General features: G+C 70.0%; 18 protein-coding genes. 12 read left to right on the top strand and 6 right to left on the bottom strand.

What is annotated here, in order from left to right:
* On the top strand, positions 1-818 hold an 818-nt coding region (locus N802_RS20430), incomplete at its 5' end, for an HNH endonuclease signature motif containing protein (RefSeq protein WP_211254325.1).
* A 24-nt stretch (positions 819-842) separates the two neighbouring features.
* Complete coding sequence (locus N802_RS02735; RefSeq protein WP_035911623.1) at positions 843-1,904, top strand: NAD(P)-dependent alcohol dehydrogenase; 1,062 nt, start codon at positions 843-845, stop codon at positions 1,902-1,904.
* A gap of 65 nt (positions 1,905-1,969) precedes the next feature.
* Here N802_RS02735 and N802_RS02730 read toward each other — a convergent pair whose 3' ends face one another.
* Positions 1,970-3,547: a DEAD/DEAH box helicase gene (locus tag N802_RS02730; RefSeq protein WP_035911962.1), complete on the bottom strand. Its 1,578-nt coding sequence runs from the start codon at positions 3,545-3,547 to the stop codon at positions 1,970-1,972.
* A gap of 195 nt (positions 3,548-3,742) precedes the next feature.
* On the opposite strand from N802_RS02730, the gene N802_RS02725 reads away from it, so the two are divergent.
* Positions 3,743-4,420, top strand: a complete 678-nt coding sequence (locus N802_RS02725; RefSeq protein WP_035911621.1) for a ferritin-like fold-containing protein — start codon at positions 3,743-3,745, stop codon at positions 4,418-4,420.
* Between the two features lie 107 nt (positions 4,421-4,527).
* Here N802_RS02725 and N802_RS02720 read toward each other — a convergent pair whose 3' ends face one another.
* The 3 genes from N802_RS02720 to N802_RS02710 form a co-directional block, all read right to left on the bottom strand.
* Entirely contained in the window at positions 4,528-4,797 is a 270-nt protein-coding gene (locus N802_RS02720) for a GlsB/YeaQ/YmgE family stress response membrane protein (protein WP_035911618.1), read from the bottom strand.
* 192 nt (positions 4,798-4,989) lie between these two features.
* Positions 4,990-5,214: a DUF3107 domain-containing protein gene (locus tag N802_RS02715; protein ID WP_035911616.1), complete on the bottom strand. Its 225-nt coding sequence runs from the start codon at positions 5,212-5,214 to the stop codon at positions 4,990-4,992.
* Between the two features lie 62 nt (positions 5,215-5,276).
* Positions 5,277-5,918: a TetR/AcrR family transcriptional regulator gene (locus N802_RS02710; RefSeq protein WP_035911614.1), complete on the bottom strand. Its 642-nt coding sequence runs from the start codon at positions 5,916-5,918 to the stop codon at positions 5,277-5,279.
* Between the two features lie 94 nt (positions 5,919-6,012).
* Here N802_RS02710 and N802_RS02705 point away from each other — a divergent pair, with 94 nt between their 5' ends.
* Genes N802_RS02705 through N802_RS02695 form a run of 3 tightly spaced genes read left to right on the top strand, consistent with a single transcriptional unit; the run spans position 6,013 to position 13,714 of the window.
* Positions 6,013-7,233, top strand: coding sequence for a ThiF family adenylyltransferase (locus tag N802_RS02705; RefSeq protein ID WP_342666735.1), 1,221 nt, complete (start codon positions 6,013-6,015; stop codon positions 7,231-7,233).
* 47 nt (positions 7,234-7,280) lie between these two features.
* Positions 7,281-10,424, top strand: a complete 3,144-nt coding sequence (locus tag N802_RS02700) for an ATP-dependent helicase (protein WP_035911960.1) — start codon at positions 7,281-7,283, stop codon at positions 10,422-10,424.
* Positions 10,421-13,714 (top strand): ATP-dependent helicase, encoded by a 3,294-nt coding sequence (locus N802_RS02695; RefSeq protein WP_052109356.1) that lies wholly within the window; start codon positions 10,421-10,423, stop codon positions 13,712-13,714. The genes N802_RS02700 and N802_RS02695 overlap by 4 nt, the downstream gene beginning before the upstream one ends.
* Here the strand turns inward: N802_RS02695 and N802_RS02690 are convergent.
* Positions 13,680-14,990, bottom strand: a complete 1,311-nt coding sequence (locus N802_RS02690) for a macrolide 2'-phosphotransferase (RefSeq protein ID WP_084071802.1) — start codon at positions 14,988-14,990, stop codon at positions 13,680-13,682. The genes N802_RS02695 and N802_RS02690 overlap by 35 nt on opposite strands.
* Before the next feature lie 40 nt (positions 14,991-15,030).
* Between N802_RS02690 and nudC the strand changes: the two genes are divergently transcribed.
* Complete coding sequence (gene nudC, locus N802_RS02685; protein ID WP_035911611.1) at positions 15,031-15,978, top strand: NAD(+) diphosphatase; 948 nt, start codon at positions 15,031-15,033, stop codon at positions 15,976-15,978.
* A gap of 2 nt (positions 15,979-15,980) precedes the next feature.
* Here the strand turns inward: nudC and N802_RS02680 are convergent, their stop codons facing one another.
* Positions 15,981-16,241 carry a mycoredoxin gene (locus N802_RS02680; RefSeq protein WP_035911609.1) on the bottom strand — a complete coding sequence of 87 codons (261 nt, stop codon included), beginning with the start codon at positions 16,239-16,241 and terminating at the stop codon, positions 15,981-15,983.
* 58 nt (positions 16,242-16,299) lie between these two features.
* Here N802_RS02680 and N802_RS02675 point away from each other — a divergent pair, with 58 nt between their 5' ends.
* From N802_RS02675 to N802_RS02660, 5 genes are all read left to right on the top strand, one after another.
* On the top strand, positions 16,300-18,486 hold the full coding sequence (locus N802_RS02675; protein ID WP_035911607.1) for an ATP-dependent DNA helicase UvrD2: 2,187 nt from the start codon (positions 16,300-16,302) through the stop codon (positions 18,484-18,486).
* Positions 18,487-18,614: 128 nt separating this feature from the next.
* Entirely contained in the window at positions 18,615-18,839 is a 225-nt protein-coding gene (locus tag N802_RS02670; protein ID WP_035911605.1) for a hypothetical protein, read from the top strand.
* 140 nt (positions 18,840-18,979) lie between these two features.
* A complete protein-coding gene (locus tag N802_RS02665; RefSeq protein ID WP_035911604.1) occupies positions 18,980-19,267 on the top strand; it encodes a WhiB family transcriptional regulator in 288 nt (95 codons plus the stop codon).
* Between the two features lie 62 nt (positions 19,268-19,329).
* The gene (locus N802_RS20975; RefSeq protein WP_281175118.1) at positions 19,330-19,461 is read left to right on the top strand and encodes a hypothetical protein; all 132 of its coding nucleotides are present in this window, start codon (positions 19,330-19,332) and stop codon (positions 19,459-19,461) included.
* Positions 19,462-19,779: 318 nt separating this feature from the next.
* Positions 19,780-20,280 (top strand): cysteine dioxygenase, encoded by a 501-nt coding sequence (locus N802_RS02660; protein ID WP_052109326.1) that lies wholly within the window; start codon positions 19,780-19,782, stop codon positions 20,278-20,280.
* Positions 20,281-20,286: the final 6 nt, after the last annotated feature.

Below are 20,286 nucleotides of genomic sequence, written 5' to 3'. Positions count from 1 at the left end.
ACACCCGCGGGAAGGGTGCCTGGCTGACCGATCGCGCCCTGGAGCTGCTCAGTGGTCGGGCGCAGGGGCAGCCGCAACCGGTCGCGGTGAACCTCGTCATGACCGACACGACGCTCCTGCCGGCCGCGTTCGGTGGGCAGGCCCCGGTCGATGACTGCGCCACGATCCCCGGCTGGGGCGTCATCCCCGGCGCCGCGGCCCGCTCCTGGGTCGCAGAGCTTCTGAACTTCCGCGGCGCCGACGCTGCCACGGACGCCCGGACAGGTGCAGATCGCGAACCTGCGACGGGCACCGCTGGCCGGTCCGACGCGTTCGTCTGGTTGCGGCGGTTGTTCACCGACCCCACCGGTCGCGACCTCGTCGCGCTGGACTCGGCGCGACGCCGCTTCCACGGCGGGCTGCGGCACTTCCTCGAGCTGCGCGACCCGGTCTGCCGGGTCCCGTGGTGCGACGCCCCCGCGGTCCAGGCCGACCACACCACCCCCATCCACGCCGGTGGTGGAACCACGGCAGCGAACGGCGCTGGGCTGTGCCAGCGCCACAATCTCGTGAAGGAAGAGCCCGGCTGGCACGTGAAGGTCCAATCCACCGGCCTCGACGGGGCCGGACCCCACAACCTGCGGATCACCACCCCGACCGGGCACGCCTACGACTCCACCGCCCCACCCATCCACGGCGAAGGCTGGACCCCACGCATCCCCGAACCCGACGACTGGGTCCCCGACGACCCCCTTATCTGGACCGACGACTGGTCCCACGACTGCGACGACTACGACGACTTCGAAGCAGCCATCCGCGACGACGTGTGGGCTGCCTGAGGGTGCGGGGCTAACGTGGCTCACATGCCCACCACCACGCGAGCCCTCTCCGTTCCGTCCGCCGGTGCGCCCTTCGAGGCCATCGATCTCGAGCGTCGTGATCTCCGCGACGACGATGTCCGGATCGACATCGCCTTCGCCGGCATTTGCCACAGCGACATCCACACGGTCCGCGACGAGTGGGGCGCCGCGCACTACCCGATCGTCACCGGACACGAGATCGCCGGCACGGTGAGCGCGGTGGGCGACGGCGTGACGAGATACAAGGTCGGTGATCGCGTGGGCGTCGGCTGCCTCGTGGACTCCTGCACCGAGTGCGAGCAGTGCAAGAACGGCAATGAGCAGTTCTGCACCCAAGGCAGCGTCGGGACCTACAACTCCCAGAACTACGACGGGGAGTGGGCCGCCGGCGGCTACAGCCAGCAGATCGTCGTCACCGAACGCATGGTGCTCAGCATCCCCGAGGGCATCGAGCTCGACGAGGCTGCGCCCCTGCTCTGCGCCGGCATCACGACCTATTCACCGCTCAAGCGTTGGGGCGCCGGACCTGGCCGCAAGGTCGCCGTCGTCGGCGTGGGCGGGCTCGGCCACATGGCCGTGAAGCTCGCCGCCGCCATGGGGGCGGAGGTCACCACCCTCTCGCGCTCGTCCGCGAAGGCGGACGACGCCAAGGCCCTCGGCTCGAGCAACCACATCGCCACGAGCGACACCGACGCCATGAAGGCGGCACGAGCCACCTTCGACCTCATCATCAACACCGTGAGCGCTGATCTGGACATGGAGACCTACGTCCGGCTTCTGCGGCCCCACGGCGCGCTCGTGAACGTCGGGCTCCCGCCGAGCAAACTGTCCATCCGCCCCGGCGCCCTCATCGGCGGCAACAAGGTCCTCACGGGCAGCAACATCGGCGGCATCCCCGAGACTCAGGAGATGCTCGACTTCTGTGCCGAGCACGGCATTGGCGCGACGATCGAGACGCTCGACGCGAGTGACACGACAACGGTCGACACGGCATACGACAAGGTTGTCGCCGGGGACGTGCGCTACCGCTACGTCATCGACACCGCGACGATCCCCTCCGCCTGACGACACGACGAAGGCCCGCTCCGCATCGTGCGGGACGGGCCTTCCTCGTATGCCGTGTGCGAACCTCAGTCGGTCGCTGCGGCCGGCTTGCCACCGCGCGTGCGACGTCGGTTGCGGTTGCGACGAGGGGCGTCGGAGCCCTCGGCCCTGGCCTCACGCGGAGCGCCGTCACGCTCACCCCGGCCACGACCACCGTCGCGGTCACCACGCCCACGACCGCCGTCCCGCGAGCCGCCGCGACCACCGGCCGGGCGACGACCGCTGGACTTGCCGGTCTCGCCGAGGTCCTCGATCTCCTCGGCGTCCAGGCCAGCGCGGGTCTGCGCCGACTTGGGCAGTCGTCCCTTGGCCTCGCGCGGGATGTCGAGATCGGAGTAGAGGTGGTCCGAGGACGAGTAGGTCTCCTCGGGCTCGGGGATGCCGAGGTCGAGGGCCTTGTTGATGAGCGTCCAACGGTGCAGGTCGTCCCAGTCGACGAACGTCACGGCGATACCGGTCTGCCCGGCGCGACCGGTGCGGCCGATGCGGTGGACGTAGGTCTTCTCGTCCTCGGGGCACTGGTAGTTGATGACGTGCGTGACGTTCTCGACGTCGATGCCTCGCGCCGCGACGTCGGTCGCGACGAGGACGTCGACCTTGCCGGAGCGGAACGCACGCAGCGCCTGCTCGCGGGCACCCTGACCGAGGTCGCCATGGATCGAGGCAGCCGCGAAGCCGCGCTCGACGAGCTCGTCGGCCACCTTTGCGGCGGTCCGCTTCGTGCGGCTGAAGACGATCGTCAGGCCGCGGCCGTTGGCCTGGAGCATGCGAGCGAGCATCTCGACCTTGTCCATGGCATGTGCGCGGTAGACGTGCTGCGTGATCGCCTTGACGGTCTGTGAGGTGTCGCCCTCACCCTCCTGCATGGCGCGGATGTGGGTGGGCTGGGTCATGTAGCGACGGGCCAGCGCGACCACGGCACCGGGCATGGTCGCCGAGAAGAGCATCGTCTGGCGCGCCGGCGACGTCATCGCGAGCAACTTCTCGACGTCGGGGAGGAAGCCGAGGTCGAGCATCTCGTCGGCCTCGTCGAGGACGACAGTCTTGGTGCGCGACAGGTCGAGGTGGCCCTGCTTGGCGAGGTCGATGAGTCGACCCGGGGTACCGACGACGACCTCGACGCCCTTCTGGAGCGTCTCGATCTGCGGCTCGTAGGCACGGCCGCCATAGACGGTCAGGACGCGGATGCCGCGCTTCTTTCCGGCGCGCTCGAGGTCGGCTGCCACCTGGACGGCGAGCTCACGGGTCGGGGCGACCGCCAGGGCCTGCGGCTTGCCCTGGTGGGGGAAGCCGTCCCAGTCGTCGTCGCCGCGGGCGATGACCTTGTTGAGGAGGGGGATGCCGAAACCGAGCGTCTTGCCGGTGCCCGTCTTGGCCTGGCCGATGATGTCGTGGCCCGAGAGCGCGACAGGCAGGGTCATCGCCTGGATCGGGAACGGCGTGGTGATGCCGTGCTCAGCCAGCGCCAACACGATGTCGGAGTGGATGGGGAAGTCGCCGAAGGTCTGCTCGACGGCGGTGGCCTGCTTCGTCGCCTCGATGGCGTCGTCGTCGGCGATCGCCTCGGCGGTCGGGTCGGCAGGGATCGTTGATGCGTCAGTCATGGAAACTCTCTGATCGGCGGCGTCACGCACGTGAGGCTCGTCGCCGCTGTGGCGGGCCGATCGGAGGTCTTCGGTGGGCTCCCGCGTGGGGCCCAAACATGATGTTCGTCGTGCCGACCGGGCACCGTGGACAGGGCCAGACTACATTCCGTATGCCGTCCGCCCCGAAACCGCCGGATCGCTACTCTTTCCGGCATGGAGACGAGCGGCGCGACGCGACTGGACGATCCGGCATACAAGGCGGCTGTCGTCGACCTCCTCGGGGTGCTCGCCTACGGCGAACTGACGGCGTGCATTCGGATGGCCACCGACTCCGATCTCGCCCCGTCAGTGAGGATCAAGGCCCAGATGGCGGGGTTCGCCACGACCGAGTACCGCCACTACGAGATGCTTGTGGCCCGACTCGAGGCGATCGGCGCGGACGCGGAGGCGGCCATGCAACCGTTCGTCTCGCCCTTCTCCGCCTTCCATGACCGGACCAGGCCCAAGAGTTGGATCGAGGGGCTCGTGAAGGCCTACGTCGGGGACGGGATCGCCAAGGACTTCTACCGCGAGATGGCGTCCTTCGTGGACGACGAGACCAAGGCTGTGATGGATCTGGCGCTCGACGACGAGGGGGCCGGTGACTTCATCGTCGGCGTCGTTCGCGACACCATGAAGACCGATCGGACGGCGCAGGGGCGCCTGAGCCTGTGGGGGCGCCGGCTTCTGGGCGAGGCGCTGAGCCAGGGCCAGTCCGTCGCGGTCGAGCGCGATGCACTGGCGGGCCTCCTCGTGGGTGGCGAAGCCGACCTCAGCGAGATCGGGAACATGTTCGGCAGGATCCAGGAACGGCACAGCCAGCGCATGGCGCGCCTCGGCCTGTCGGCCTGAGCAGCTGACCGCGGGCAGCAGCAGCTGACCGCGCGTACAGCGAAGGCCCCGGTCCTCGATGAGGAGCGGGGCCTTCGCCGTGATGCTGTGGTGGACGCTCGGAAGCGTCAGACCTGCTTCTTGCCGGTGGCCATGCCGTAGCCCACGATGAGCAGAGCGGCCACGACGATGCCCGCGAGGAACGGGATCCACTGGAAGCCGCCGCCCTCGTTGCTGTAGCCGAGCTGGTAGACGAGCCAGGACGCGATCAACGAGCCAAGGATGCCGAGAATCACTGTCACCAGCGTCGAGACGCTCTGGCGGCCCGGCAGGATGAGGCGAGCCAGTGCTCCGATGATGGCACCGACGATAATGGCGCCGATGATGGTTCCGATCACGGGAACCGCTCCTTTCTGGCCCTGTCGGGCAAGAGGGTGGTCACCAGGCTGGTGACCTTTGACACGTCGACCCTATGCCACAAGAGGGGCCAGATTGCGGCGGCACGCTGTGGCAAATTTTCGATCGTGGCACGTGACATTGGCACTGGTCAGGGGCCTGTCCGGTGGCTCCTCGGACGATGCCCGACGGTGTCAGAGTTGGCCGAAGCCGACCTTGCTCTTCTCGGACTCGCCCACCTGAACCCAGCCGAGGGCCCGTCCGGGGATGAGGATCTGCCGGCCCTTGGTGTCGGTCAGGCGCAGGACGCCGCCGTCGGTGAGAGCGGCGTCGATGGCGGCGGACACCTCGTCGGCCGAGGCGTCGGTCTCGAGTGCGATCTCGCGTGCGACGTTCTGCACGCCGATGTTGACCTCCACGGTCAGTCACCTTTCGTTCGTGGTGGTGCCACGGCAGCCGCCGCGGACCTGTTCACGAGAGGCTAACCGCGGGCAGCCTCGGATCGTTCCCCACCCACCAGAGGGAGGGAGCCCAGGCCACGCCACGCGAGTGCGGTGGCGAGGCCGCTGGCGTCCTCCCGGCTGATGCCGGTCTCAGCAGCGAGCCAGTGACGAGCCGTGATCTGGGCGAGGCCGGCCAGTCCGGCTCCAAGGATCAGCGCCTGCTCATCAGGGATGCCGGAGTCAGCCCGGATGACATCGGCGATGGCCTCGGCGCATGCGAGCTCGACGCTGTCGAGGCGGCTGCGCACCTGGGGCTCGCTCGTGAGGTCGGACTCGAAGACCATCCGGAAGGCCGCTCCGTCCTGGGCGACGAAGTCGAAGTAGGCGCGGAACGTCGCTGCGACCCGCTCCTCGTTGTCCTCCGTCGGCACGGCGAGGGCCTCTCGGACGAGCCGCTCGAGGGTCTCGCAGTGCGAGTCGAGGAGTGCGAGGTAGAGCTCGAGCTTGCCGGGGAAGTGCTGATAGAGCACCGGCTTGGAGACGCCGGCGTGCTCGGCAATGTCATCCATGGCCGCCGCGTGGTAGCCCCGCTGGACGAACACGGCCTGCGCTGCTTCGAGGAGCTGGGCCCTGCGCTCGGATCGGGGCATCCGGTGTCCGCGGTGAGTGCTGGTCTCCATGGCCGTCCTGTCTGGGGGCGTGCGTTCCGTGTGGTCCGCGTCATAGTACGGAACGACCCGTCGGTCCGCGCGGTCATCGACGTATCGTGGTCGAGTGGACGCCGTCGACAGGACACGCGCGCGTATGCCGCTCGCTCCGGTCGGCGAGGAGCTCTCACCGACCGACCGGACCAGGTTCGCACGCCACCTCCTCCTCCCGGGGGTGGGTGATGCCGGACAGCGTCGCCTGCGCGCGGCGCGGGTCCTCGTCGTGGGGGCGGGCGGCCTGGGGTCGCCGATCCTGCTCTATCTCGCCGCGGCCGGAGTGGGTCGCATCACCGTCGTCGACGACGATTCGGTGGACGCCACGAATCTCCAGCGGCAGGTGGTCCACGGCACGGCCGACGTCGGACGGCCAAAGGTCGACTCGGCCGTCGACGCGCTCGCGGCACTCGCCCCCGGGGTGACGGTCGTGCCGGTCTCCGAGCGCCTCACCGGCGCCACGGTCCTCGACCTCGTCGCCGACCACGACGTCGTCGTCGACGGCGCCGACAACTTCCCGACCCGCTACCTCGTGGGTGACGCCTGCGCGCGTCTCGGGGTCCCGCACGTGTGGGGCTCGGTCTACCAACACGACGCTCAGGTCAGCGTCTGGTGGGCAGGGGAGGGGCCGTGCTACCGCTGCGTGTTCCCGAACCCCCCGCCGCCCGGTTCGGTGCCCTCCTGCTCGACAGGAGGAGTACTCGGGGCCAGCTGTGGGGCTGTGGGGTCGGTGATGGCCGAGGAAGTCGTCAAGCTCCTGGTCGGCGTGGGCGAGCCTCTTGTCGGGCGTCTGCTGTTGCACGACGCGTGGCGGCAGGAGTGGAGCACCCTTCCCGTCGCAGCAGACCCCGGGTGTGTCGTGTGTGGTGCCGGCGCCGATCCGCGTCGTCCGCTGGGGCTGGAGGGGGAGGGGCACGGCATGGACGAGAATGGTTCTGCCGCAGCCGAATCCACGCTTCCGTCCATCTCGGTGAGTGGCCTCGCACGACGTCTGGCCGATCGGGCCGAGGGCGGCGATGACTTCGTCCTGGTCGACGTGCGAGAACCCGGGGAGCGCGAGGTCGTCACCATTCCGGGTTCGTTCGCGGTCCCGCTCGGACAGGTGCGCCAGGACGAAGGTGCGTCGGTCGCGAAGGCCGCGGACGGCATACCGGCTTTGGTGTATTGCAAGTCGGGTGCGCGATCCGTCGAGGCCGTTCGCCTCCTTCGGTCTCGGGGTGTGGATGCCGTCGACGTGACCGGCGGCGTTCTCGCGTGGATCGACGAGGTCGACCCGAGCCTCCCTGCCTACTGAGCAACCGCGTGCTGGTCGCTGTCGGTCGGCCGTGATGGGATCACGTGGTGCTCACCCTTCGACGTGCCGCGACGCCCGAACTCACGGTGCCCGCCCTCGACGCCGTGCAGCAGACGGTGGCCGACTGGCGCGGGAGTGGTGTGCTGCGCGTCCTCGGCGCGCCCGGCACCGGGAAGACGACCGTTGGCGTCGAGCTGGTCGCCGGCCATGTCGCGAACGGCGTGCAGCCAGATCAGTGCCTCCTGCTCGCGGCGTCCAGGCGCGGTGCCTCCCGCCTCCGCAGCCAGGTGACCTCGCGCGTGGGCGGGACGTCGACCGAGCCTCTCGCGCGGACCTTTCCTTCGTTCGGCTTTGGCGTCCTGCGGGCGGCCGCGGCTCTCGCGGGGGACCCTGCGCCACGCCTGCTGAGCGGGCCCGAGCAGGACGTCGTGCTGCGCGAACTCCTGGCCGGGCACGCTTCCGGCGAGACCATGGGGCCGCGCTGGCCCGCCCGCGTCCAGCTGGCCCTGCCGACACGCGCGTTCCGCGCCGAGCTGCGAGACCTGCTCATGCGGGCCGTCGAGCTTGGTCTGGTTCCCGACGAGCTGGAGCAGTTGGGCGTTCTGCACGGGCACGAGGAGTGGGTGGCAGGGGCTGAACTACTTCGTGAATACGACGAGGTGACGGCACTGCTCACGCCCGGCGCCTTCGATCCCGCCTGGATCCTCGGTGCTGCGGCGAGCGCTCTCGATGGTGACGTGGACCTTGCCGCAGCGGTGACCTCCTCGCTGCGCCTCGTGGTCGTCGACGATGCCCAGGAGATGACCCCCGCCGCCCTGCGCCTGCTCGAGGTGGTGCGCCGCGTGGCTCCCACGGCCGGCATCGTTCTGATCGGCGACCCGGACAGTGCCACGCAGACGTTCCGCGGCGGCGACCCCACCCTCTTGGCGCGGGAGTGGGCGGTGCTCGGGGACGGACCGACGATCGTCCTGCCGCGCAGTCACCGGTTGCCCGACCGCCTGCAGGTCGTGTCACGGGCGGTCGCCGGCCACATCGGGGTGCTCGGCGACGCCGCACACCGGCGGGCCGAGCCGTGCGGTGAGGGAGGCGCTGCCGAGGTGCATCTCCTGCGTTCGGCGAGTCAGGAGGCAGGTTTCATCGCCTCACGCCTGCGTGCCGCACATCTCCTCGACGACGTCCCGTGGTCCGACATGGCGGTCATCGTCCGAGGCCAGGCGCGCAGTGCCGCCCTGCGCCGCGCCCTCCAATCGTCCGGTGTGCCGGTGGCCGCTGCCGAGGCCGAGCTGCCGGTGCGTGACGAGCCGGCCGTGCGCCCACTGCTGGCGTTGTTGCAGGTTGTCACGGACCTCGCGCTGGGGCGGACCGAAGACGTCCCCGTCGAGGCCGCCCTGGACCTGCTCGTCTCGCCCGTGGGGGCCGCGGACCCCGTCGAGTTGCGTCGCCTGCGCCGGGCGCTTCGGCGTGACGAGCTCGACGCCGGCGGGTCGCGCACGAGTGACGAACTTCTGGCCGAAGTCCTTCTGCGACCGGCGATTCACGATCGACTCGGCCCCGAAGGGCGATCCGTGCAGCGGGTGGGCCGGATGCTCCGCGCAGGCGTCGAGGCAGCGGCCGGCGCCGACGGGGGATGGGCTGCAGGCGTCACTGCCGAGGCCATCCTCTGGGCCATGTGGGACGCCTCCCGTCTCGCCGGTGCGTGGCGCGACACGGCACTCGCCGGTGGCGCGGCCGGCGCGCGCGCAGACCGCGATCTCGACGCGGTCCTCGCCGTCCTGCGTGCCGCCTCGACCTACGGCGAGCGACTGCCGGGATCCTCACCCGAGGCGTTCCTCCAGCACGTCCTCGGCCAGGACGTCCCGGGCGACACCCTCGCAGCCCGGGCTCCTTCCGGGGCGGCGGTCTCCCTCCTCACTCCTCAGGCTGCGGCCGGGCGCGAGTGGCCCCTGGTCGTCGTCGCCGGGGTGCAGGACGGCAGCTGGCCGGATCTGCGGCTGCGGGGGTCCCTCCTCGGGTCGCAGGACCTCGTCGACGTCGTGCGCGGGCGTGAGGGCGGACACCGGGCGGCCTTGGCCGCGGTGCGCCACGACGAGACCCGTCTCTTCCACGTGGCGGTGTCGCGGGCCACCCGGACGCTCCTCGTCACAGCCGTGCGCAGCGAGGACGAGCAGCCTTCCCCCTACCTCGACGTGGTCGACCCACTGCCCGATGGGACCGACCATCGTGAGCCGAGCGACTGGGCGAGGCCGGTGACCCTGCCCGCCCTCGTCGGGGCTCTGCGGCGCGACGTGGTCTCGCCGGACCCCCGACGCCGCGGAGGGGCCATCACCGGGCTGGCCAGGTTGGCGCGCGAGGGAGTCCCCGGAGCCGACCCGGGGTCGTGGTGGGTGCTCCATGCGCTGACGGACGAGCGGCCGAGGCGTGGTCCCGACGACCTCGTCAGGGTGGGTCCGTCGGCCATCGACGGGTTCTCGTCCTGCCAGCTCAAGTGGGCCCTGACCAAGGCTGGTGGCGACGGTCCCATGATCGGTCAGCGTGACATCGGCACGCTCATCCACGAGATCGCCGCCGAGGGCGACGCGGACGCCACCACCATGCGTGCCACCCTCGACGAGAGGTGGGCGCGGCTCGGGCTGCCCACAGGCTGGTCGACCAGGCTCAAGCGCCGCGAGGCCGAGCGCATGATCGATCGGCTGGCGCGGTTCTTCGAGGAGAACACTGCTGCAGGGTGGCGTCGCCTGGCGGCGGAGGAGTCCATGAGGGTCGAGCTCGGTCGGGTCGTCCTGAGCGGCTCCGTCGACCGGCTCGACGTCGGACGTGACGGCAGCGTGCGCGTCATCGACTACAAGACCGGTTCCAGCAAACCGTCAAGGCCAGATCTCCTGCGGCATGGGCAGCTGGGCGCCTACCAACTCGCCGTCGAGAAGGGCGCCTTCGGGCACCTCGGGGTGGCGCCGGAGTCGGCCGGTGCCGCACTGCTCCAACTCGGGAAGGCCGCCTTGCAAAAGACGACCCTCCAGGAGCAGACCCCTCTGTCCCAGGACGACGACCCCCGCTGGGCTGAAGACCTGGTGGTCGAGACCGGCACACTCATGGGCGGTGCCACGTTCGTCGCATCACCGAGTGACGACGTGTGCCGCACGTGTCCCGTGCGCAGTTCGTGCCCCGCCCAGCCCGAGGGGAGGGCGCTGTGAGCGTCGATGCCGTGACAGATGTGCGCTGGTCGGCGGCCGCCGTCGCCGAGGCGATCGGCCTTCCGCACCGCCCCACGCCGGAGCAGACGAGAGTCATCGAGGCGCCGCTACGTCCGCTGCTCGTGATCGCGGGCGCCGGTTCGGGCAAGACCGAGACCATGGCGGCGCGCGTCGTGTGGCTCGTGGCCAACGGCTTCGTCCGGCCCGATGAAGTGCTGGGCCTGACGTTCACGCGCAAGGCCGCGACCGAGCTCGCCGACCGGATCGGCAGTCGCCTGGGGCAGTTGCGCCGCGTCGGCCTGTGGACACCCGAGGTCGTCGACGGGGCGCCGTCGCTCGGCGACGCCGTGAGCGTCTCGACCTACCATTCGTATGCCGGTCGACTGGTTCGCGAACACGGCCTCCGCCTCGGCTACGAGGCCGACACGCGCCTCCTCTCCGAAGCGGCCGCGTGGCAGACAGCGCACGAGGCAGTCGCGCGCTATGACGGACCGATGGATGAGGTCGAGAAGGCCGAGTCCACCGTGACTGCGGCGGTCGTCGACCTCGCCGGCGAGATGGCCGAGCACCTGCGGACGCCCGATGAGGTTGCGGCGCACCTCGATCGGGTGATCGAGCACCTCGAGACCTTCGAGCGAGGGCAGACGAGGAAGAAGAACAACCCGGCCAACGACGAGATCCTCAACCTGCGCCTGCGAAGGGCGGTCCTGCCCATCGTCGAGCGCTACGGCCAGCTCAAGCGCAGCCGCGACGCGATGGACTTCGCCGACCAGATGGCGCTCGCCGCCCGCCTCGCAATGGGCTTTGAGGACATCGGCGCCATCGAACGGGCACGACATCGGGTGGTCCTCCTCGACGAGTTCCAGGACACCTCCGAGGCGCAGTTGGCGCTACTCAAGTCGCTCTACGTCGCGCCGGGCGAGACCTCGGCCGTCACGGCGGTCGGGGACCCCCACCAGTCGATCTATGGCTGGCGTGGGGCCAGTGCGACGACTCTGACCAGGTTTGCCGAGGAGTTCGCCGACCCCGAACCAGCGGACAAACTCGACCTCTCCACCAGTTGGCGCAATGACTCGGTCATCCTCGACGTGGCCAACCACGTCGCCGCGCCCCTGCGATCCGCCTCGCGCGTCCCGGTCGAGCCCCTCACCGCACGCCCCGGTGCAGGGGAGGGGAGTGTCGAAGTGGCGCGACTCCTCACAGCCACGGACGAGGCCGCGCACGTGGCTCAGTGGCTGGCGGTGCAGCGCTCCGGTGGCGGGGTGAGTGCCGCGGTCCTGTGTCGCAAGCGAGCCGAGTTCGCCACCGTGACGGCGGCGTTGGAGGAGCACGGGATTCCTCACGAGGTGGTGGGTCTGGGTGGTCTCCTCCTCACCCCCGAGGTCGAGGACGTCGTCGCGCTGCTCCATGTCGTGCAGGACCCCGCGCGCGGTGACCACCTGGTCCGACTCCTCTCGGGTCCGATGATGCGGCTCGGCGTCGCCGACCTCGACGCCCTCGCCGCATGGTCGCGGGCGCAGCAGAGGTTGCGCGGAGGGTCGCTGGCCCGGCACGAGAAGGACATGGCACCGGACGCCGCCGATGCTCCGAGCATCGTCGAAGCTCTCGATTCTCTTCCGCACGCCGATTGGGCCGGTGATGAGGGTGAGCGTCTCTCCGACGTCGCACGCGACCGCCTTGCCGGGCTGGCGGCCACAGTCCGTCGTCTGCGCGGCCTGACGTTCCTGCCTCTCGCAGATCTCGTCCTCGAAGCGGAGAAGGCGCTCGGGCTCGACATCGAGGTGCTCGCTCGCCCCGAATACACCCCGGCAGCCGCGCGTGCCCACCTCGACGCCTTCGCAGACGTGGCTGCCCAGTTCTCCCAGACCGCTGACCGTCCCACGCTCGGCGGCTTCCTCGACTGGGTCAAGGCGGCGATCGACGAGGAGCGCGGGCTCGACCGGGGCTACGCCGACGCGACGCCGGATGCCGTGCAGGTCATGACGATTCACGCGGCCAAGGGGCTCGAGTGGGATGTGGTGGCAGTCCCTGCACTGGTCGAGAGCACGTTCCCGGCGCACAACCTCCACACCCCCGCCTTCAAGGACGGTGAGTGGCGGATCTCCGCCCCCAAGGACAAGGGGTGGCTCGCGGGCCTGCAGGACGGCGGCCTGCCCTACGAACTGCGAGGGGACCGTGACGGGTTGCCCGACTTCGGCTGGCTCAGCGCGTCTGGGTGGGACGACTTGGCGACCCGCCTCGACGAGTATTTCCTGGCGGGAGGGCGGCACGCGGTGGCCGAGGAACGGCGGCTCGCCTACGTCGCCGCGACGCGTGCGCGTCGCGCGCTGCTGCTCACGTCCAGCGTCTGGAGTCGACCGAAGACGCCACGCGTCACCTCGCGCTTCCTCGAGGAGGTCGTGGGGCTCAGCGACCGTTCCCGAGGCATCCGCGTCGGGCCGTGGGTGGCTCTTCCGGAGCCACCTGAGGATGGGACTCCGCTCGTGAAGCCCGGCACCGAGGGCGGTGTCGAGTTCGTCTGGCCGGTCGATCATCTGGCGCATCGACGGGTGCGGGCCGAGGCTGCGGCCCTCGCGATCGGAGCCGCTGGCGATGAGGCTTCACACGAACACGCCGCACCTTGGGCGCGAGAACTCAATGTTCTCCTGGCCGAGCGGGCGGCCCGCCAGCAGAGGCACGCCGAGGTGGTCGAACTCCCGTCACACCTGTCGACGTCGTCGCTGGTGGCCTTCGCGCAGGACCCGGGACGGTTCGCCGCCGAATTGCGTCGTCCCATGCCCAGCGCACCGGCCCAGGCGGCCCGGCGTGGGACGGCCTTCCACGCGTGGGTCGAGGAGCACTACGCCAGAGCCGCGATCGTCGACCTCTTCGACCTCCCCGGGAGCGCGGACGACGACCCAGCCTCTGATGCCGACCTACCTGCGATGCGCGAGCGATTCCTGGCCAGCCCGTGGGCGGACCGACAGCCCACTGAGATCGAGACCGCGCTTGAGACGGTGATCGACGGTGTGGCCATCCGTGGCCGCATTGACGCTGTGTTCCGAGACGTCGAGGGTGCCGAATGGGTCATCGTCGACTGGAAGACGGGAAGTCGGCCCACCGGAGAAGTCGCACGCGTGCGCGCACTCCAGCTGGCGGCATACCGGATTGCGTGGGCGCGCCTGCGCGGAATCGAGCCGACCCGGGTGCGCGGCGCGTTCTACTACGCCGGGAGCGGCGAGACGGTGTGGCCCGAACTCGCCGACGAAGCCGAGATCAGCGCAGTTCTGGCGGCAGTTCCTCGTCCGTGATCGTGTCCACGGGGTCATCGGGGGCGACGGCTGGGTCCGGGTCAGCGTGGTGGGTGTCATCCTCCGGCACCACAGCGGCCGGTCCGGGACGACCCGCGAACGACCGTGGCGTCCACGTCACCTCGTCGTCGTGCGAGTGGTCCTCGATGGCCGAATCGATGTCTGGCACGTCCCCGCGCTCGCCGGGCCCACGGAGTTCGCGCACGTCGATGGCCTGCGTGTGGGCGGCCGAGTCGAACTCCACGGATTCCTCGTCCTCGTCGTCGTCGACGACCGCTGGTGGGGGCGTGGTTCGCTCGCGGAGAGCCACCGGGGTGAGAGACGAGCGCCGGTAGTCATCGGACGGATCCGCAGCGTGAACCTCGTCGTCGAGCCGGCGCAGGCGCGACGAGAGCGCATCGACCGCAGGGGTGTCGTCGCGGGCATCTGCTCGCATCAGGTCGGCCAGGACGTTGAGTTCTGCCACGAGGCGGGCACGGACGAGGAGGTTGGCGTCGGGGCGTTCGACGCGGGCATGGGCATACGCCTCGGCCACGGTCTCGAGTGTCGCTGGCGCAGCCTCGTCGACCAGCGCCGCGAAGTCGTCGGCCGGATCGGCCACCTTGGCGTCCTCCCACCCGGTGATCCCACGGATGCGACCGCTCGCCGCGTCGGAGTCGTCCTCGAACACCGCCAGGACCTGGTCACCCGTGAGGTCGCCGTGCACCGGTGTCGGCGCGAACCGCCACAGGGCGACGTCCTCGAGCGCCCGCTCCCACCGAGCGAGCAGGGCAGTCGGAACCCGGCCGGACTCGGCGGCCCGGTCGAGCTCGGCGAGCCTGCGGGTGCGGTAGTCGTCGGTCTCGTAGGTCGGGATCCCGGCCTCCTCGAAGAGCCGGACGTCCGTGTTGTGCAGGGCAGCAAGGGCGCGTCCGAGGTCGACGGCCGGACCGCGCCCTGCGGGAAGTTCGGAGAAGGAGAGGTTGTGGCCGGGCAGGTAGGGATAGATCATCGCGCGCCCACCACCCTTGAGCTCGACGAACCCGCGCGGCGCCGGAATGCTGAAGGGGAGGCGGCGAGCCAACAACTGCAACAGCGTGACCGTCAGGTCCATCCGGGCGCCGGCGGCCTCACTGCGCGGGGCGCGGACGACCCATCGGCGGTGCTCGGTGTCCTGGACGAAGGCGACGTCGTAGTCCTGGTCGGGCTTGCTCGGCAACGCCTCGACGCTCACCGGATCCAGGCCCGGGACGCCGGCACTCGCCAGCGCGGCGAGGAAGGTCGGGGTGCGTTCCACCCGTTCACCGTATGCCGTGCCGCCGTCTAGGGTGGTGAACGTGGCCCGTGCAGCGAGTCTTCCGTCCCTGGCACTCTCCCGTGGTGGTCTCGACCGTCACAGCGAACTCCGCACTGAGCCGGGTCTGCTCGACGTCCTCCTCGACGACCCTGCGACGCGAGTCGTCGAACTCGTCGACGGTCGCGCCGAGATCGCCGAGGCCGACGAGGGGGATGGGGGAGTCGTGCTCCGCTACCGTTCCCCGGACGAGCGCGATCGCGGCCGATTCGTCGCCTACCTGGGGCACGACGCTCCGACGGGCGGCACGGCATACCTGCTTTCCGTCGGCAGCGACGGTGACGCCGCGCCCGAGGACCCGACCCGTCGCGGCCTGCGTGCGGTCGGCGCGCGTCTCGGTGACCTCGATGCGGGAATCCTGACCACGGCCACCGGCCTGGCGAACTGGCATGCCCGCCACGGCTTCTGCTCCCAGTGCGGGTCCGCAACCGAACCGGCGCACTCCGGGTGGATCCGCGTGTGTCCCGTGGATCAGAGTGAGCACTACCCCCGGACCGACCCTGCGGTCATCATGTCGGTGGTCGACGACCGCGACCGTCTGCTACTCGCGCGAGGTGTCGGTTTTGCTCCACAGGGCATGTCCGTGCTCGCGGGTTTCGTCGAGCCGGGCGAGAGCCTGGCGGGGGCCGTCGCCCGCGAGGTGGTCGAGGAAGTCGGTGTGACTGTCCAGGACGTGACCTACCTCGGGGACCAGCCGTGGCCGTTCCCGTCCTCACTCATGATCGGCTTCACCGCTCGGGCGGTGAGCACGGAACTCACTCTGCAGGAGAGCGAGATCGAGGCGGCGCAGTGGTTCGATCGCGACGAATTCAGCCGCGCCATCGCGGACGGATCGCTGCGCATCTCCCAGCGGATCTCCATCGCCCGCCGGCTCATCGAGCACTGGTACGGCGAGGAGATCGATGTCCCCGATCGTCCCCTGAAGGGTTGACGTCAGGCGCTCAGGCGCTGCCTGACCTCGGCGATGGAGGGGTTCGTCGCCGCGGTTCCGTCCGGGAACACGACGGTCGGCACCGTCTGGTTGCCACCGTTGACCTGCATGACATAGACGGCGGCGTCCTCGTCGTGCTCGATGTCGATCACGTCGACCGCGATGCCCTCGCGATCGAGCTGCGACTTGAGGCGGCGGCAGTAGCCGCACCACGCGGTCGAGTACATCGTGAGGGTGCCGGCGGCGGGGGACTGGGTGCTCATGGTGCTCCTGTGGACGGGCAGGGGTGGGCCGTCGGGCCCGACACCTAGGATCGCATCGATGTCCCTCCTGCCCGCACACCCGTCCGCCGACGCGGTTCTCGACGGCCTCGACCCGGAGCAGCGCGAGGTCGCCGCGAACCCCACCGGCCCGATGGTCGTGCTCGCCGGGGCGGGCACGGGCAAGACCAGAGCGATCACCCACCGGATTGCGTATGCCGTGCTCTCCGGTGCGCAGCAACCGCAGCGCACGCTGGCGGTCACCTTCACTGCACGGGCTGCCGGTGAGATGCGCACCCGCCTGCGCGACCTGGGCGTCGGGGGAGTGCAGGCGAGGACGTTCCACGCGGCCGCGCTGCGTCAGTTGCACTATTTCTGGCCCCAGGCCATCGGCGGCGCTGCCCCCGAGGTCATGCCGCACAAGGCCGGTGCGGTGGCCGAGGCGGCGGGGCGGTTGCGCATGCGTTTCGACCGCACCGGAATCCGCGACCTCGCCGCGGAGGTCGAGTGGGCCAAGGTGAGCATGCTGACGGCAGAGACCTACGCCACGGCAGCGCGTGCGGCCGACCGCGAGGCTCCTGGTCTCGATCTCACGGCGATGGCCCGGGTGCTCTCCGCCTACGAAGAGGTCAAGGCCGAGCGCGGGGTCATCGACTTCGAGGACGTGCTGCTGGTCCTCGTCGGGATCCTCGAGGAGAACGACACGGTGGCGCGCGCGGTGCGCGAGCAGTACCGCAGCTTCGTCGTCGACGAGTACCAGGACGTCAACGCCCTGCAGCAGCGACTCCTTGACCTGTGGCTGGCCGATCGCCAGGACATCTGCGTCGTGGGAGATCCCGCTCAGACCATCTACTCGTTCACCGGCGCGTCCCCGGCTCACCTGCTCGGGTTCCGGTCGCGTCACCCGAAAGCTCGCCAGGTCGAGCTCGTGCGCAACTACCGGTCGACCCCTGAGATCGTCGGCCTTGCCAACCTCGTGCTCCGCACGCCCAGCGGTGGGCGTCGCAGTGGGTCGGTGGTCCTCGAGGCACAGCGTGACCCAGGACCCGCCCCGACGCTCGTCAGCCATCCCGACGACCCTGCTGAAGCGGCAGCTGTCGCGGCGCAGATCGCCGACCTCATCGCCTCTGGCGCCTCCCCGGCCGACATCGCCGTGCTCTTCCGCACCAACGGCCAGTCCGAGGTGGTCGAGTCCGCTCTCGCGGACCGCAGCATCCCCTATCTCGTGCGCGGCGGTGAGCGGTTCTTCCAGCGCAAGGAGGTCCGTGACGCCATCGTCCTCCTGCGTGGCGCTGCTCGCTCCGATGACGGATCGGTCCAACTTCCGGAGCTGGTGCGCGACGTCCTGCTCGGTGCCGGTTGGTCCCGCCAGGTTCCGGTCGCCGGGGGTGCTGCCCGGGAGCGCTGGGAGTCCCTCGCGGCGCTGGCCGCCCTCGCCGACGATCTCTTCGTCGCGGACGCCGAGGCGCGCATGCCCGCGTTCATCCGTGAGCTCGACGAACGCATGGCTGCCCAGCACGCGCCGTCCGTCCAGGGCGTCACTCTGGCCTCGCTGCACGCTGCCAAGGGGCTCGAGTGGGGGACGGTCTTCCTCATCGGTTGCTCCGACGGCTACCTGCCGATCACCATGGCCGACACTCCCGAGGCGATCGAGGAGGAGCGCCGGTTGCTCTACGTCGGGGTGACTCGTGCGCGTGACCGCCTCGTCCTCTCGTGGTCGGGCGCGCGCACGCCCGGCGCGCGTGCCACGCGACGCCCATCACGCTTCCTCGACGGCACTGCGAGCATCCTTGGTGAGGGGGCGCGCTCCCAGCCGAAGCGCTCCACCCGAGTCGGCGGTGGCGCCGGCGCCACCCCCAAGGCGCCACGCCGCAGCACGTGCCGCACGTGCGGGGCCGACCTGCAGTCGGCGGCCGAGCGGACGGTCGGTCGGTGCAAGACCTGTCCGGCCACCTACGACGAGGCGGTGTTCGAGCGCCTGCGCGAATGGCGGCTGGAGACGGCCCGTGAGGCCAGCGTGCCGGCATACGTCGTGTTCACGGACGCGACGCTGACAGCGATCGCGGAGCGAACGCCGACCGACCTCGCCGGGCTGTCGGCGATCCGAGGCGTCGGGCAGGCAAAACTCGACCGTTATGGGACGGCTGTGCTCGCCCTCCTGAGCGGGGCGGACCGCGTCTCCGGCAAAGATTCTGAAAGTTTTTTTCCTGACGAATCCGGTTCTGCCACAAGCGAATTCGGCGCGTGACCTCGCGCAGGGAGAAATCAACCGATTAATTCCGTTGCACCCCCTTCCCGGGGGGTCCTACTCTGAATGCACAACGCACGGCGCGACGCCGTGTGCCGCACCGAGATCACGAAGGAGGGTTGGCCGCTATGGAGACCACGAAGAGCATCTGGACGGACTACGACGTCCCGTTCCGCACGCGTGAGCACCTGGGCGCACTGCCGACCCTCGCGCCCATCAGCGTTCCGGTTCAGGGGACAAGTGTGTCCGCAGCCGGCTTCGGCGCCCCGATCGGCGCTGGCGTCCGCGCAGATGCCGCCTTCGACCTCACCACGGGTGATCTTTCCGCCTCCTGTTTGGCGTCGCCGCTCTAGAGCAGCAGCGATTGGCCTCCAGGCCGCGGAACCCACCCGGGATCCGCGGCCTTTTCGTTGTCCGTCGATCCATCCGACTTCAGCTCAACCGACGCAACAACAACCCCGCCCCGACCGGGCGGAGAAGGAGGTGACACCCCGTGCAGCTGACCGACCTCATCGACGCACAGGAGTGCACTGCCAATCTCGGCGACTCCGTGCCATGTCGCGAGAACGACGCGGAGATCTGGTTCGCCGACACCCCCGACGGTGTCGAGTTCGCCAAGACCCTCTGCGGCACCTGCCCGATCCGGAACGCCTGCCTCGCCGGCGCCAAGGACCGCCAGGAGCCCTGGGGTGTCTGGGGAGGCGAGCTCTTCGATCAGGGAGTCGTCATCCCGCGCAAGCGGCCCCGTGGCCGCCCCCGCAAGGTGACCGTCGCCGCATGACGTTCTCACGTTCGACCACCGATCCACGATGACCATCCACACGGATTCCCGGAGGAACCACCATGTACCGCAGGCGATTGCAACAGGTTCGTCGCACCCTGCACGAGCGCGCCGTCCACGAGGCGCAGCGCAAAGCGCAGCTGCACCTCGAACGCGAGCGAATGCTCGCCGAGGTCCGCATGATCGTGCGATGACCGATCAGAATCGGCGCCGCTCCCGAACGCTGGGGGCGGCGCCGTTTCATGTCCGGTGCGGTTGCCGGCGGCCACTCAAGGGCACTCGTATGCCGTCCGCCGACCGCCTGATGAGACGCGCAGCTTTTCGGGTGGATCGGGTCGGCTGAGCCATGTTTGGCTGATCCCATGTCGTTGACCGCAGCCGCCCGGATGTCCCCGGTCATGCCCGCTGCCGTCATGTGCTGTCGCTGTTGCCGCTGACTCCTTCTCCAGCCGCACACCAGCCCCCGAGTCGCCCCAACCGCGACCCCTCGACGACCCCATCCCGGAGATTCCATGCCCCTCGCACGATCCACGACCCTTCCCGGCGTCAACACCTTCACCCCGATCCAGTTGCTGCGCGTCGCGCGCCTCTTCGCCGGCGACCCCGACCTTCCCGAGTTGTTGCCGGCTCGCTCCGACGACCCCGATGGCCGGCGCTGGCACCAGCTCGCCGAGACCCACCACCTTCAGCTGTGGGTCATCGAATGGCCTCCGGGCGCGAGCACCCACTTCCACGACCACGGCGGCTCACGTGGGGCGTTCACGGTGGTGCGCGGGGCCCTGACCGAACGTCAGCTCGTGCGTGGCGAGCTCCACGAGCGGCGACTGCGCGAGGGTGAGGGAAGGGTGTTCGGCGAGGGCCATGTGCACGACGTCGTCAACACCGGCGACGTCGCAGCCCTCAGCGTCCATGCCTACTCGCCGCGCCTCGACCAGATGACGCACTTCGACCTCGTGGCTGGGCGCCTCGAGCCCTCCGGCGTCGAGCAGCGAGGTCCCGTCCCGTCGTTCTAGGCTGTG

The organism is Knoellia sinensis KCTC 19936 (genome assembly GCF_000768705.1).
Taxonomy (GTDB): domain Bacteria; phylum Actinomycetota; class Actinomycetes; order Actinomycetales; family Dermatophilaceae; genus Knoellia; species Knoellia sinensis.
This window is presented reverse-complemented; position numbering and strand designations above follow the sequence as displayed.

Bases quoted from the DNA above. Each gene is read 5' to 3' on its own strand.
- N802_RS02675 (WP_035911607.1), top strand. From the start codon at position 16,300: ATGTCCCTCCTGCCCGCACACCCGTCCGCCGACGCGGTTCTCGACGGC.
- N802_RS02670 (WP_035911605.1), top strand. From the start codon at position 18,615: ATGGAGACCACGAAGAGCATCTGGACGGACTACGACGTCCCGTTCCGC.
- N802_RS02735 (WP_035911623.1), top strand. From the start codon at position 843: ATGCCCACCACCACGCGAGCCCTCTCCGTTCCGTCCGCCGGTGCGCCC.
- N802_RS02680 (WP_035911609.1), bottom strand. From the start codon at position 16,241: ATGAGCACCCAGTCCCCCGCCGCCGGCACCCTCACGATGTACTCGACC.
- N802_RS02730 (WP_035911962.1), bottom strand. From the start codon at position 3,547: ATGACTGACGCATCAACGATCCCTGCCGACCCGACCGCCGAGGCGATC.
- N802_RS02725 (WP_035911621.1), top strand. From the start codon at position 3,743: ATGGAGACGAGCGGCGCGACGCGACTGGACGATCCGGCATACAAGGCG.
- N802_RS02710 (WP_035911614.1), bottom strand. From the start codon at position 5,918: ATGGAGACCAGCACTCACCGCGGACACCGGATGCCCCGATCCGAGCGC.
- N802_RS20975 (WP_281175118.1), top strand. From the start codon at position 19,330: ATGTACCGCAGGCGATTGCAACAGGTTCGTCGCACCCTGCACGAGCGC.
- N802_RS02660 (WP_052109326.1), top strand. From the start codon at position 19,780: ATGCCCCTCGCACGATCCACGACCCTTCCCGGCGTCAACACCTTCACC.